Source organism: Pseudomonas putida (genome assembly GCF_050989985.1).
GTDB lineage: Bacteria > Pseudomonadota > Gammaproteobacteria > Pseudomonadales > Pseudomonadaceae > Aquipseudomonas > Aquipseudomonas putida_AI.
In genome coordinates this window covers 4368521-4382462 of sequence record NZ_CP158815.1, presented here as the reverse complement: position 1 = coordinate 4382462, position 13942 = coordinate 4368521, and the positions used below count along the sequence as shown (strand labels likewise).

The 13942-nt window shown below is 59.7% G+C and carries 11 protein-coding genes; 8 read left to right on the top strand and 3 right to left on the bottom strand.

Annotated elements, in window-relative coordinates; all coding sequences use genetic code 11:
- The first annotated feature begins 53 nt into the window (after positions 1–53).
- Entirely contained in the window at positions 54–797 is a 744-nt protein-coding gene (locus ABTV29_RS19930; RefSeq protein ID WP_433766401.1) for an SDR family oxidoreductase, read from the top strand.
- Positions 798–915: 118 nt separating this feature from the next.
- Here ABTV29_RS19930 and ABTV29_RS19925 read toward each other — a convergent pair whose 3' ends face one another.
- The 3 genes from ABTV29_RS19925 to ABTV29_RS19915 all read right to left on the bottom strand — a co-directional run bounded on the left by ABTV29_RS19925 (position 916) and on the right by ABTV29_RS19915 (position 4900).
- A complete protein-coding gene (locus tag ABTV29_RS19925) occupies positions 916–2181 on the bottom strand; it encodes an MFS transporter (protein WP_433766400.1) in 1266 nt (421 codons plus the stop codon).
- Positions 2182–2212: 31 nt separating this feature from the next.
- Entirely contained in the window at positions 2213–3283 is a 1071-nt protein-coding gene (locus ABTV29_RS19920) for a sugar phosphate isomerase/epimerase family protein (RefSeq protein WP_433766399.1), read from the bottom strand.
- A gap of 111 nt (positions 3284–3394) precedes the next feature.
- Positions 3395–4900 carry a PLP-dependent aminotransferase family protein gene (locus tag ABTV29_RS19915; protein ID WP_433766398.1) on the bottom strand — a complete coding sequence of 502 codons (1506 nt, stop codon included), beginning with the start codon at positions 4898–4900 and terminating at the stop codon, positions 3395–3397.
- 226 nt (positions 4901–5126) lie between these two features.
- Here ABTV29_RS19915 and ABTV29_RS19910 point away from each other — a divergent pair, with 226 nt between their 5' ends.
- From ABTV29_RS19910 to ABTV29_RS19880, 7 genes are all read left to right on the top strand, one after another.
- On the top strand, positions 5127–5615 hold the full coding sequence (locus tag ABTV29_RS19910; RefSeq protein ID WP_433766397.1) for a GlcG/HbpS family heme-binding protein: 489 nt from the start codon (positions 5127–5129) through the stop codon (positions 5613–5615).
- Between the two features lie 231 nt (positions 5616–5846).
- On the top strand, positions 5847–7031 hold the full coding sequence (locus ABTV29_RS19905; RefSeq protein WP_433766396.1) for an EAL domain-containing protein: 1185 nt from the start codon (positions 5847–5849) through the stop codon (positions 7029–7031).
- Between the two features lie 192 nt (positions 7032–7223).
- Positions 7224–8849, top strand: a complete 1626-nt coding sequence (locus ABTV29_RS19900; RefSeq protein ID WP_433766395.1) for a methyl-accepting chemotaxis protein — start codon at positions 7224–7226, stop codon at positions 8847–8849.
- A gap of 155 nt (positions 8850–9004) precedes the next feature.
- Complete coding sequence (locus ABTV29_RS19895; RefSeq protein ID WP_433766394.1) at positions 9005–9373, top strand: hypothetical protein; 369 nt, start codon at positions 9005–9007, stop codon at positions 9371–9373.
- Positions 9374–9446: 73 nt separating this feature from the next.
- Positions 9447–9761, top strand: coding sequence for a hypothetical protein (locus tag ABTV29_RS19890; protein ID WP_433766393.1), 315 nt, complete (start codon positions 9447–9449; stop codon positions 9759–9761).
- Between the two features lie 99 nt (positions 9762–9860).
- Positions 9861–12668: an ATP-binding protein gene (locus tag ABTV29_RS19885; protein WP_433766392.1), complete on the top strand. Its 2808-nt coding sequence runs from the start codon at positions 9861–9863 to the stop codon at positions 12666–12668.
- Positions 12658–13845 (top strand): EAL domain-containing response regulator, encoded by a 1188-nt coding sequence (locus ABTV29_RS19880; protein WP_433766391.1) that lies wholly within the window; start codon positions 12658–12660, stop codon positions 13843–13845. Before ABTV29_RS19885 ends, ABTV29_RS19880 begins: the two co-directional genes overlap by 11 nt.
- Positions 13846–13942: the final 97 nt, after the last annotated feature.

Here is a 13942-nt window from a genome sequence, read left to right as displayed (position 1 = left end):
TGATGTGTCCACCAACCAGCCAAACCCAAACCCAAACCGGGAAGGAAAACATCATGACTGCTCAACTCAACGGTAAAGTCGCCTTCATCAACGGTGGTTCCCGCGGCATCGGTGCCGCTACCGCGCGCCGCCTGGCTCGCGAAGGCGCAACCGTCGCCATCGGCTACCTGGCATCGGCCATCGCCGCCGAAGCACTGGTCGAAGAAATCAAGGCCAGCGGCGGCCAGGCCATCGCGATCAAGGCGGACGCTTCCGACGCCGCCGGCCTGGCCCAGGCCATCGACAGCGTCGCCGAGCGTTTCGGCCGCCTGGACATCCTGGTCAACAGCGCCGGCGTGCTGATCACCGGTCTGCTGGAGGACTTCTCCCTGGAAGACTTCGACCGCACCCTGGCCGTCAACGTACGCGCCGTGTTCGTCGCCTCAAAAGCGGCGGCCAGGCACATGAAAGAGGGCGGGCGCATCATCAACATCGGCAGCACCAACGGCCAACGCATGCCGTTCGCTGGCGGCGCCGCTTACGCGATGAGCAAGTCGGCGCTGATCGGCCTGGTCAAGGGCCTGGCCCGCGACCTCGGTCCACGGGGCATCACCATCAACAACGTGGCACCCGGCCCGGTCGATACCGACATGAACCCTGAGAACAGCGAATTCGGTGCCGGCCTGCATGACCTGATGGCGATTCGTCGCCACGCCAAGGCCGATGAAATTGCCGCGATGGTGTCTTACCTGGCCAGCCCGGACGCGGCCTTCGTCACCGGCGCCGACCTGCTGATCGACGGTGGTTTCGCCGCCTGACGCACACCCCCTCCCTGTAGGAGCGAGCTTGCTCGCGATGGACGACCAGACAACGCGGGCATTCAGACAGCCCGCGTTATCGTTGAAGTCCCATCGCGAGCAAGCTCGTTCCCACAGGTCAGGCCTGCGCCGTGCTCACCGCGCCAGTGGTTGCGGTTTTCCTGCGCACGGATTGATAGAGCAGGCTGGACACCACGAAGCCGACAATGGCCAGCACGCTCATCAGGCTGAACACGTAGTTGTAGCCCTGCTGGCCGGGGAAGTGGTCGAGCACCGCACCGTAGATGACATAGGCGAACATGCCCGGCGCGTAGCCGATCAGGCAACCGATACCAAAGGCCGAACCGGTGATGTGCTGGGGAATGCCGATTTCACCCATGGGTGCCCAGAATACGCCGCGCATCGAGAAGACGATCAACGCGAAGGACAGGGTGGCGGCCATGCCGGCATAAATGAAGCTCGGGTCTTTCGGGATCAGGACGATCACCGCCATCAGGGGCAGCAGCGCCAGGAAAGCCCACTTCAGATAACGGCTGGTGCTCTTGAACTGCTTGTCGGCAATGAAGCCGCCAGCCGGGCCGCCGAGGATCTTCAGGAAGTACTGGTTGATGATGCCGTAGGCGCCCACCAGTGCCACGGGCAGGCCGTACATTTCCTTGAGGTAGGGAATGAAATAGGTCAGGCCGCAGTAGACGATGTAGACCATGAATACGTTGAGGCTGACCAGCCAGATACCCGGCACCTTGATCGCCTCGACCAGGTTGGCCAGGCCGTTTTTCGGCTTGGCGATCGACTGCGCACTGGCGCCCTTGAGCAGGAACCAGGTGAGGCTGCCGGCAAGGATGTCGATGACCGAGTAGAACAGGATCGCCGACTTCAGGCCGGCCTCGCCCGAACCCATGGCGACAAACACGCCCAGCGCGGAAAACGCGACGAGGGTATCGATCACGCCACGACCGCCCTCCAGCAGGCCGAACAGCCGGCCTTGTTCCTGATCGTCACCCAGGTTGCGAATCGCCTTGAGCAGCGAGGGCCAGAAGATGCAATCGGCGCACACGGCCAGCAGGCTGAATACGATCAGCAGGTTGCTGAAGGGCGGGAAGGTCGCCAGGTACAGCCCCAGACCGCCGGTGCCGATCAGGCCGAGGGGGATCAGCTTGCGCGTGTCGTAGCGGTCGGCGAGCAGGCCGCCGACGATGAACAGTGCCGTGGCAATGATGGCGTTGGCGCTGAGCAGCATGCCGATTTCAGTGTGGCTCAAGCCCATGAATTGCTGCATGGGCACATAGAAGGCGTCCTTGAGATTCGCCAGTTTGTAGATGGTGCCGCCACCGAGGATGAGGATCAGGAATCTGAGCCATTTGGCCTTGTTTTGCGTTGTCATTATTGTTCTCCGGACGTGTCGGGTCTTCGGGTTACGCGTTGTCAGGGGTGGGCAGTGTCAATTCGGCGAGGATGCGCAGTTCCGCCAGCAGGCTGCGGACATAAGCCACCTGGTTGTTCGCCCAGCGGTGTTCGTCGGCCAGCATTCGCTCCAGCGAATAACCTTCGGGCAGTGGGGTGTCGCTCATTTCCCGGTAGGCAATGAACGGGTCGGCTGCTTCGTCGGTCTGGCGGAAGGCCGGGGCCACGTAGTGATTTTCCTGCTCGAGAATGAACGCGATCACCTGTGGGGCGGAGTCGCCCAGCATCAGCAGTTCGAACAGCATGCGGGCGCTGGGCAGATCGTCTTCGGCGCTGCCCTGCAGTACGCCGTAATGGCCGAAACCATTTTGCTCGGGGACCACGCGCACACCCTTGAGATGGGTCTGGCGGATATGCGGCGCCAGGTTGCGCAGCGCCTGCAAGGGTTGCTCGCAAGCGTTGATCATGTTGCCGAAGTCGAACAGGGCATGCAGGCGAGGGTGGTTGAGCCGGCTCAGCAGTTGCGCGATCTCGTCGCTCTTGAGTTCTTCATGCTGCTCGAAGTCGAAGTACAGATCGTGCTCGTGAGCCTGCTGCGCGAGGTAGTGCAGGTCAGTCTCGATCACGTCCACGACCCGCGACAGCGTGCCCTCGTAACGTGAGTAGACGCGGATGTTGCGCACGCCCAGGGCGAGGGCGATGGCGATCACCTGGTCGACATCCTTTTTCCGTGTGCTGCTGATTTCCAGATGCACATCCAGCCCCAGGGCCCTGGCCTTGTCGGCAAACCCTTGTAGCTGTGCGGGTGACATCTGGCTCAGGCTGTTTTCCTCGCCGTCGAGCAAGTGCAGGCTCAGGCCTTGCAGCTCGTGGCGATAGGCGAAGTCGAGCAGGTCGGCGGGGGTGACACGGCCGTGGGTGAGGTTGGTCAGCAACGGGTAGGCGTGGGCAAACAGGCGAATTTGCCCCAGGCGTTCGAGCAGCTGTCGGGCCAATGCCTCGTTCAGCACGGGGGCTGGCCCGTCCTCGACCACCTTGTGGTTGAGCAGGGCGTTGAATCGTTCCTGGATCTTATTGTTCATTAGCGTCGTTCCTGGTTCAGACACCGGGTCTACCGGCGCGGTCTTTATCGCGCCAGTCAGGAACTCTCGATAGATCCACTATCAGCTATTTAATAAGACCACTTGCCGTCCTCAAATGGCCGCCGGCAGGTGCCCCATTGCGCGCAGGGCCTGGGCCAGTGCCTCGACGCGTTCCGCGGCCTGGTGCTCGGGAGTGCCGGCAAAGCCGATCAACAGGGCCGGCGGCAGGGCATGTTCGATGCAGTAGTCGCCCAGGGCATAGGTGTGGATGTTATGCCCGGCCAGCTCCCGGGCGATGGCCTGGTCATCGAGTTCGACAGGCAGCCAGGCGATCAGGTGCATGCCGGCCTCCACCGGCGTGATCCTGAAGAAGCTGCCGATCTGTTTTTCCAATTGCTCGACCAGCGCTTGCTGGCGCGCTTGATACAGCGCGCGCATGCGGCGGATGTGCCCCAGAAAATGGCCTTCGATCATGAAGTCCGCCGTGGTCGCCTGAAGCACCGTGGGTGGGCTGCGATCCATCACCGCACGCAAGGTGCAGAAAGGCTCGACCAGCGCCTGCGGCAGTATCACGTAGCCCAGTCGCAACGACGGAAACAGGACTTTGCTGAAGGTGCCGACGTAGATCACCCGGGCCATCTGGTCCATGGCATAGAGCGCCGGGAGCAGGCGGCCGCTGTAGCGAAACTCGCTGTCGCAGTCGTCCTCGATGATCCAGCTCTGGTGCTGTGCGGCCCAGTCGATCAGGGCCTGGCGTCGCGCATAGCTCAGGGTGACGCCCAAGGGGTGCTGGCGCGAAGGGGTGGTGAACACCAGTCGGGCGTCGGGACACTCGCTCAGGCCTTGCTCGACATCGATCCCTTGCTCATCGATGCGCAAGGGCACCACCCGGGCCCCCTGGGCCTGCAAGGCAATGCGCGCGGCGATGTGTCCCGGATCCTCCATCCAGACGCTGTCCTGGGGATTGAGCAGCAACATGCCCAACAGGTTGAACGCTTGCTGTGCGCCGGAAACGATGACCACCTGGCCTGCGTTGCAGTCGATGCCACGGGCATCGAAGACATACTCGGCGATCGCCGTGCGCAAGGCCTGAAAACCTTGCAGTTCGCCATAGCCGAGCATGGCCTTGGTCGGCTTGAGCAGGTGGCGGTTCATCAGGCGCCGCCAGATGGCCTGGGGGAATGCGTCGTAAGTGCTGTGGCTGGGCAGAAATGAGACCGGGACCGCGGGGTCCCAGTCGGCATAGGACATCCCGCGAAAATGGTCGCTGCGCAGCGACAGCATGGACTGGCTCAGATCGGACAGGCGCGGTGGCTGGCGTTGCTGCTCATCGGCCATGCCCCGGTTTTCCCACTCATCGCTGACATAGGTGCCGGCACCGGTGCGTGACGCCAGGAATCCTTCGGCAATCAGCTGGTCGAAGGCATTGAGAATGGTGATCCGCGACAGTTCCAGTTCCTTGCTCAAGGTCCGGGTCGACGGCAGGCGCACGCCGCCCTGGAGCCGGCCACTGAGTACCTGTTTGCGAATCTGCAAATACAGCTGGCGGTATAACGGGATGGCGCTGGCACGGTCCATTTCGATAGCCGACAGCAGTAAACCTGCGGGGGATTTCATGACAGTGCTCGTCTTGAAGAAGTGTGATTGGACTGGAATACCGTCAGGTGATGCAGCGCGCAAGGGTATCGGGCGATACGCCATAAGTCATCCATCCCGGGCCCGTGGAGCAGCAACGAGCAGCTGGAAAACAATGATGGGCGTTTCTGGCAACACCGGATATCGGACTAGGATTAAAAAATCTGCGACACGCCCTGACCATTCATCCCACTGAAGGACGTTCAATATGACTCATTTCTCTCTAGCGGCACTGCTTGGCAGCCTGGCCCTTGCCGGCGCGGCCAATGCTGCGGTGCTGACCGAAAGCAATATCTCCACGGCCGACGCCCAGAAGCTGGTGACCGCGGCGCTCGCCGCCTGCCAGGCCAAGGGTTACAACGTCAGCGCGGCGGTGGTGGACCGCGCTGGTGTGTTGAAAGCCCTGGCTCGCGCCGACAATGCCGGCCCCCACACCATCGAAGCCAGTCGCGCCAAGGCCTTCACCTCGGCGTCGGCCAAGGCACCAACCCTGGCGATCATGGAGAACGCGCAGAAAAATCCGGGCGCTGCCAACCTCACCGACATTCCGGGTTATCTGCTGCTCGGTGGCGGTGTGCCGGTCAAGGTCGGCGACACGGTGATCGGCGCCATCGGCGTGGCGGGTGCCCCAGGCGGCAACCTGGATGCACAGTGCGCGGATGAAGTGCTGGCGGCTAATGCCGGGTTGTTCAAGTAGGAACAACACCAATCACGGTAGGAGCGAGCCTGCTCGCGATGGCGGTGTGTCAGGCGCCATGGATGTTGAATGTGCCGGCCTCATCGCGAGCAGGCTCGCTCCCACAGGTTGGGTGTGCCCGTCTTTTAAGGATCCCCTGATGGCTTCTCAAAAAACCATGAAAGAAAATTCACCGGATCGAGCACATGGACATCGCCACCGTGGTCGCAGGATGGGTGAGGGAATACGTTCGTGTCTTACAACATCCTGGTTATCGAGGGAGACGGGTTAAAAGGCAGGTTCCTGCATGCGTTAAAGGACAGCATGCAGGATGTGGTACTCAGGGCTGCCCGGAACGGCCGTGAGGCGCTGGAGCTGTTCGATACCCATGCATGCGACATGGTGCTGAGCAGTTTGACGATACCCGGCATGGAGGGTGAGCAGTTCCTGCAGAAACTGGTCGCTTTCAGGAGAACGCCGGCCCTGGCCATCATCGATCAGGCCTGCAGGCAACGGTTGGTAAAAGCCAGCCTGACGGCAAGAAATCTCGGCTTTCCGGTGGTAGGCATGGTCTCCAAGCCCACCGACGTCATTGACTTGCGCAACCTGCACATCAGGTGCGACGGGTGGGATGCTGCGTTACAGGCAGAGCCGATAGCCCACGACCCGGCTGTACTGCTGGGTGCATTGCGCAAGGTGCAGATTCAGTTGCGCTTCGAAGCCCGGAAGAATCTGCGCTCGGGACGCATCACCGCCGTCAGGGCGCTCGCTTTCCTGGCTCATCCACAATCAGGCTGGCTAGCGTCGACAGAGGTCTTGTCCACGGATGCCGGCAATGAATTTGTCGAAGCGCTTCTGCTTGATGTAGTCGAGCAGGTCATCAGCGCTCAGCGCGCCTGGCGGCAATCGGGCTACAGCGTGCCGGTGTGGATCAAGTTGCCCATCTGCCTGTTGGGGCGCATCGGTTTTTCGGACTGGCTGCAGGAGATTGTCGTTGCCCATAAAGGCGACGCCGAGTGCATCGGGTTTGAATTGGTCCGGACATCGAAAAGAGAAACGCTGATTCACTACCTCGAACCAATCTACAAGTTACGCAGCAAGGGTTTTGCCGTTACCCATGACGACTTCGGCCAGGGTTACCGGGGCTGCTTGAACCTGGAACTGACACCCTTTACTGACATCAAGATTTTTGCTCCGTTGGTGCGTAGCGCCGTTAATAACGCGAAGCTGGAATCGTCCCTGGCCTGCGTTATTTCGGAAAGCCAGCAATTGGGCCTGACCGTGATTGCCGAGGGTGTTGCAACGCCGGAAGAGCTGGCGCTGCTCAAGCGACTCAATTGCGATGAAGTGCAGGGGCCATTGATTGCCGAAGCGCAAAATCAAGACGCTTTGACCCATCTGTTACTGCAAGAGAAGGGAGTATTTGAATCAGGCTGATGGCAGCCCGGCAGGTTTAAGGTTTGCCTGATGGTCTGAGGATTTTCCAGTCAATAAACTCAATCCAGATACATGTACATGTCAGTTGCGCTCTTGCATGACTTGCGTCCTGAACTATCCATGGTCGGCATAACTGCATTCAGAACCAATGAACTGAAAAGGGAGTGACTGACGTTAAACAGGTTTGAAAATATGCTGCTCAGAAACTTCAGGTTGGCCCATCGTGCAACTTTAATATTCCTGATAATCAATCTTCTGGTCGTCGCGCTCGGAAGTATTTCGTTATGGCAGATGGGGCGAGTTCGCGCTGCAGCCGTAGAAATCGAAAAGAACTGGATGGAAAGTGTCCGCCAGGCGGGCGCGATCAACGCTACGGTACTCAGGTTGCGACTGGAAAGTTTTCGATTGATCGTATCGAGCGACCCGCAAGTAAGGAAAATTTCGGCTGACACCATTGCCCAGTCGCGGGTAAAGCTCAAGCAGATGGTGGAAGGGTATCAGGAACAAGTCAGCAGCCCTGAAGAAGGGCAAATCTATAATGGCGTGAAAGTGGGTGTGACAACTTACGACAGTAAGCTGGATGCGTTCCTGGCGTTGGCTGAATCGGGTGATTCGTCGGCGGCGGGAAAATACATTGATGACAACATTCGCAAGCCCACCAATGAACTGCAATTGGCCGTCGAGAAGCTTGTCGAACTCAATCGCCTGGGCGGGAAACAATCCGGCATCGAATCTGAAGGGATCTATCAAAGTTCGATCAAGACAGTCATTGCCATTGGCGCGGTTGTCATTGCCCTGAGCATCTTCCTCGGCATCCTGTTTGCCCGAAGCATTACCGTGCCGTTGCTGGCCGTATTGGGCATCAACCAGAAGATTGCCGAAGGGGATCTGCGGGCTGAACTTGAGGTCAGCGGCAAGGATGAACTGACGGACTTGATGGCCTCCACCGCCGCCATGCAGAAGAGTTTGCGCGACACGATCCGCCACATGGGCGATTCCTCCACGCAACTGGCCTCGGCCTCGGAAGAGATGTACGCCGTGACTGAAGAATCCAGTGTCGGCATACAGCGTCAGAACAATGAGATTGAGCAGGCGGCCACGGCGGTTAACGAGATGACCGTGGCGGTGGAAGAGGTGGCGAGAAACGCGGCCTCTGCATCGGAGTCCGCGCAGTTGTCCGAGCAGTCCACCCGCACCGGTTCCGACCGGGTCGCGGAAACGGTCAAGGCGATCCGCAACCTGACGTCCACCGTGGAAAAAACCAGTGATGAAGTAGAAGGGCTGGCGAGCAAGGCGCAGAACATCAGCAAGGTTCTGGATGTGATCCGGGCCATTGCCGAGCAGACCAACCTGTTGGCGTTGAACGCAGCCATCGAAGCGGCGAGGGCGGGTGACCAGGGGCGTGGTTTTGCCGTGGTTGCCGACGAAGTCCGGGCGCTGGCGCATCGCACGCAGGAGTCCACCAAGGAAATCGAAAGCATGATTGCCGACATTCAGGCCGGCGCCGAACAGGCTGTCCTTGCCATGTCGCATAGCTGTGCCAATGCCCAGGACACCCTGGGGGTTGCACAGGAAGCCGGGGAGGCGCTGGCCGAGATCGCGAAATCGATCACCTTGATCAACGAACGCAATTTCCTGATCGCCACCGCTTCCGAAGAACAGGCCCAGGTGGCGCGTTCGGTGGATACCAATCTGGTCAGCATCCGTGATCTTTCGATCCAGACCTCGGCGGGCGCCAGTCAAACCGCGACGGCCAGTAACGAGCTATCGAAACTGGCCATCGAGATGGCGGACCTGACCCGGCGTTTCCTGACCTGATGTTGTTGCAAGCAAGTGGTTCAACAGCAATTGAAAGTGAAGTGAGTTATCGCGTGTTTTGTAAGCGTTCATCGGATTAAACCGTAACCCCAGTGCGTGCCAATCCTGATGATGGTTTTGCAATTTTTTTAAGGCGATAAAGGGAGGTGATAGCAATGAGTGAGCCACTGCTGAAAGAGGAACCCGTTGTCGAGGAGGTGTTGGACGAAGCCCAAAAGGTCGTGGCTCAAATCAGGAAGGCAACGGTGCACGCTGCCGCGCTGGAACGGTCGGTGGCTGCGGCTGTGAGCAATCTTGGCGTGAACATGCTGTCGGCCAACGAAGAACTGGTACAGGCGCACCGTCAACTGTGCAGTGTGCTGAACCTGGCAGAGGTCAAGCAGCGCGCCTCGATGGAACGCCTGGAGAAGCAGACGCGCAGGCTCCTGCGAACGGCCATGGAGCGTGTGGTGCTGATCGTGAGCGCGTCTGCTGCCATTGGTGCCGGCATCGGCGCCGGTGTCACGGCATTGCTCTTGCACTGAGCAGCCTGGTGCCGGCTTGAGTTTCTAACTTGTTGAATGAGCGGGCCATCAAGGCCTTGAAAAGGGGGCTGCAATGAAAATAGTGGATTTGGATATAAAAGAACTGATTGACGCTATTGGCGTTGCGGTGATTCCCGTGATTTTCAAGGATGTCGACAAACAAACACCTCCCCATGACTTGCGTGAGCGATTCCGCCTCAATGCCGAGATCATGGGGCGCTTCGCGGCGGTGCTGTATTGCGGTGAAAAAATCGGTCCGGCGACGCTCGATCTGATCAACCTCTTTACCAATCACATGCAGGCCGAGCATCAACACTCCATGACCCAGTTGCTGGGGCCGGAGGGAAGTCTGAGCCGATACTGCTCCCCGGTGGGTGCGGCGAGCTGAGGTCATGCACATCGATCGCCCCTGGAGTTGAGAATCAACGCTCGATTTTTCAGGATTGCCTGATGGTCCGTGGCCGGTTGCGGCTCGTACCCTTGCTTCATGAAACTCAAGCAATTTCTACAGCCCGCCGACGTCTATTTCTCCACGCCCAAAGCCGCGCGCAGACTGCTGCGTCTATTCGCGCAGCTTTTGGTCCTGGGAATGATCGTGGGCGCAATCATCACCGTCGGCTCGGTGTTCAACAGTGAAATATCCCGTCGGCAGGGCTACATGAGCGACGCCATTACCAATGCGCGGGTGTTCTTCACCCAGCGCGAGGTATTGCTCAGGTGCCTGGTCTTGTCCGCTGCAAATGCGTCCAGCGAGATCAACGAAACCGACCCCGTACAGTCGGGAACAGGGGCCGGCGCGCCTGGCGAATTCGATCTGTACCTGTCCGACCGTATCACCGATTTCTTGCGGCAAAACCGCATCAACCTGGTGTTTGTCGCGCAGCGACCGGATTCCAGGCCTGGATACGTCAGTCAATCCTTTACCCCGACCGCGCCCATCTCCGCCGACATCGTCCGGCGATTACGTAGTTTCAATGGCCAGGTGCCGGGTACGGCCCAGGAAGTCTGGCTCAGCGATCAAGCATCAAAGCCTGCCCGTTTGTACGTGTTTGCCCCGGTGGACACTCATCGGCCGCAATCGGGCTGGATCGGCATGGAAATGGATGCGGCCGAGGTCTCCAATACGCTGCATGACGACTCGGCCGGGCAGTTCGTGATGCTCAATCCCAACGGCGATGTGATGATGAGCAGTGTGCGGCTCGACCAGTTTGCGCCTGTGCCGATGAAGCTCGAACTGGGGCAGAACTTCGGGTTCGCCGGCAGCGGCTTTTTGCCTGATCGCCTGGTGATGCGCAAACAACTGGGTTACTCGAACTGGAAGATCTTCTACGGGATCGATCTCTACTCGTTGCTCAAAGTGCTGTTTTGGCCCCTGGCAATTTCCATCCTGCTGATTTCGATCACCGCGACCCTGGTCTATCGACTGGTCTCACGCATCGAGCGGCGGCTGATCACGCCGGCGACACAGCGCATCGATGCGCTGATCGAAAGCGAAGCCTTCAGTCGCGCGGTCATCCAGACCGCCCCGGTCGCGTTGTGCGTGTTGCGCCGCTCGGATGGTCAGGTGGTGCTGGAAAACCGCTTGTCCGAGCAATGGCTGGGTGAGTGCAATGAGCGCGAGCGGTTGTGCCACGGCTGGATCGAGCAGGCCTTCGATCAGAACGAGACCAATCGCACGGATGAATTCCAGGCCGGCAACGGCCGCCATCTGTACCTGAGTTTCGTGCCCACCCGATACAACGGCGAAGACGTTCTGTTCTGTGCCTTCAGTGACATCAGCTCGCGCAAGCAGATTGAAGCCGCGCTGGCCATGGCCAAGCAAATGGCCGATGCCGCCAACGAGGCCAAGACGCTGTTCCTGGCAACCATGAGCCATGAAATCAGGACGCCACTCTACGGCGTGCTGGGCACCCTGGAGCTGCTGGGCAAAACAGACCTGAAAGCGCCACAGAAGGCGTATCTGCACGCGATCGAAAGCTCGTCCTCCACGCTGTTGAACTTGGTGTGCGATGTGCTGGATGTGGCCAAGATCGAAGCCGGTCAACTGGCGCTCGAGGTGCGTGAGTTCTCGCCCATCGAATTGGTCACTGGCGTCGTTCAAAGCTACCTTGGCGCGGCCCGCACCAAAGGCCTGACGCTCTACTCCTACATCGATCCGGCCATCCCGGCGATGCTGCGCGGGGATCTGAGCCGCATCCGCCAGATACTCAATAACCTGCTCAGCAACGCGGTGAAGTTCACCGACAGCGGGCAGATCGTTCTGCACGTCAAGGTGGTTTCGATCAGCGCGGACCGCGTCGAGCTGCAGTGGCAGGTGTCGGACAGCGGTCCGGGTATCTCCCAGGAGGACCAGGCTTTTCTGTTCGACCCGTTCTATCAGACCGGCAGCAGTGCGAATGTCATTGCCGGGACCGGCTTGGGCCTGTCGATCTGCCAGCGTCTGGCGGAGCTGATGAGTGGCAGCATCCGCGTGGTCAGCAGCCCCGGCCTGGGCAGCAGTTTTACCCTCAATGTCGCGCTGGAAAGCGTCAGTTGCGAAGCGCAAGTTTCGGGTCCGTCCGCGGTACTGCACAAGCCGGTTTACGTGTACTCCCCGGCGCTGGAAATGGCCGAGTACGTTGCCAGCTGGTCGCGGCGCTGGGGGGCGAAAACCCTGATCGGCAAGCCTGCCAGTGGTGTTGTCGAACACGAATCCGTGTTGATCGAAGTCTACCCCTACGAGCGGCAGAACCTGTGCCCCGAGTGGGCAGGGGCGAGGATCATCGTCAGTCCGCAGGCGGGCACCGAAGAGCAACCCGCGGCCAACCAGTGGTGTGTGGCGTTGAATGATCTTGGCGATTTGTTTGAAACGCTCAATCAGGCGCAAGGGGTCTTGCCTGCGCCTCAAGGGCTGGTCGAGGCCGGAGCGCCCGACAAGCTGGACCTGAAAGTGCTGGTGGCCGAAGACAACGTGATCAATCAGCTGATTCTCAAGGATCAGCTGGAAGAGTTGGGTTGCCAGGTCGCACTCGCCGGTGATGGTTGCGAGGCATTGGCGCTCTGGGAAAAAGACGACTTCGATGTGGTGCTGACCGACATCAACATGCCCGGCATGAATGGTTATGAGTTGGCGAAAAAACTGCGCAGCCTCGGTTGTGAGGCGCCCATCGTCGGCGCCACGGCCAATGCCATGCGCGACGAAGGTGATCGTTGCTTCGGTGCCGGCATGCAGCAGTTGTTGGTGAAGCCGTTTGGCCTGGGTGCGCTGTTCAACTGCTTGCAACAATACGGAAGGGTGAGCCTCGGTGGCATTTAAAATTCTGGTTGTCGAAGACCACCTCTTTCAGCATCAGTACTTGCTGGATTTGCTGGGTGCCCTTGGCGGGGTGTGCATCAAGTCGGCCTTCAATGGCAAGGAAGCGCTTGAACTGCTCAAAAGCCAGCACTTCGATCTGATTCTCAGCGACTTGATGATGCCGGGCATGGACGGTGTGCAGCTGGTGCAGAAGCTGAGCGAGCTCAAGCAAAAGCCTGCCCTGGCGTTCATGAGTACCGCCACCGGGCGAATGATGGTCAGCGCCAGCCTGGCGGCGAAAAGCCTGGGCTTCAAAGTGTTGGGGCAAATCACCAAGCCGGTGAATCCGGCGGCGTTGCGCAAACTGCTCGAGAAGCTGGTGTCGTTTGGTTCCGACCTGGCCGCGACGGTGAAGGCACCCGAGGAGCACAGCGCTGCCGAGCTGAGCCACGCCATCAGTTCGGGGCAGATACAACCGTGGTTTCAGCCGAAAACATCCCTGGCGACCGGGCAGATCGTTGCTGCCGAGGCGCTGGCCAGGTGGAAGCATCCAAGCCTGGGGCTGTTGCTGCCCAGGGATTTTTTGCCCGGCATCATTCGGCATGATCTGGAGGAAACGCTGCTGATGCAGTTCGTGACGCAAACGCTCAAGGCCCAATCCGCATGGCGCAGCCAGGGTTACGAGATTCCCGTCACGATCAACCTGCCGACCCACCTGCTGGACGACGATGAGTTGCCGGACCGCCTGTACGATCTGGTCATCCAGGAGGGCGGGCAACCGTCGAGCATCGGCTTTGAGTTGATGGAAAGTTCAGCGACCGAAAACCTCGGGCGCTATTTTTCCGGTGTCTGCCGTCTGCGCTTCAAGGGCTTCGGTCTGGCCCAGGATGATTTCGGCAAGGGCTACAGCTCTTATTTCAATCTGGTGTCCACGCCTTTCACTGAACTGAAGATCGATCGTTCGCTGGTGTATGGCTGCGTTGAAAATGAAAGCCTGGAAGCCGCCCTGTCGAGCATCGTCACGCTGGGCAAGAAGCTCGGGCTCAACGTGGTGGCCGAAGGGGTGGAAACCCCGGAGGAACTGGCGTTGCTGGGGCGCCTGCATTGCGATCAGGCCCAGGGCTTCCTCATCTCCAGGGCGGTGGACCCACAGCGGTTTTCCGGCCTGCTGGCCGAACATGTGCCGGCCGGTCGTTGATGCCATTCGACCCCTGGCATCACCCACAGAAAAAGCTTGGCTATCGTTCAACCAGTACGTCTGGCGTTGTACAACCTTTTGAGACTCAGGATGAAGG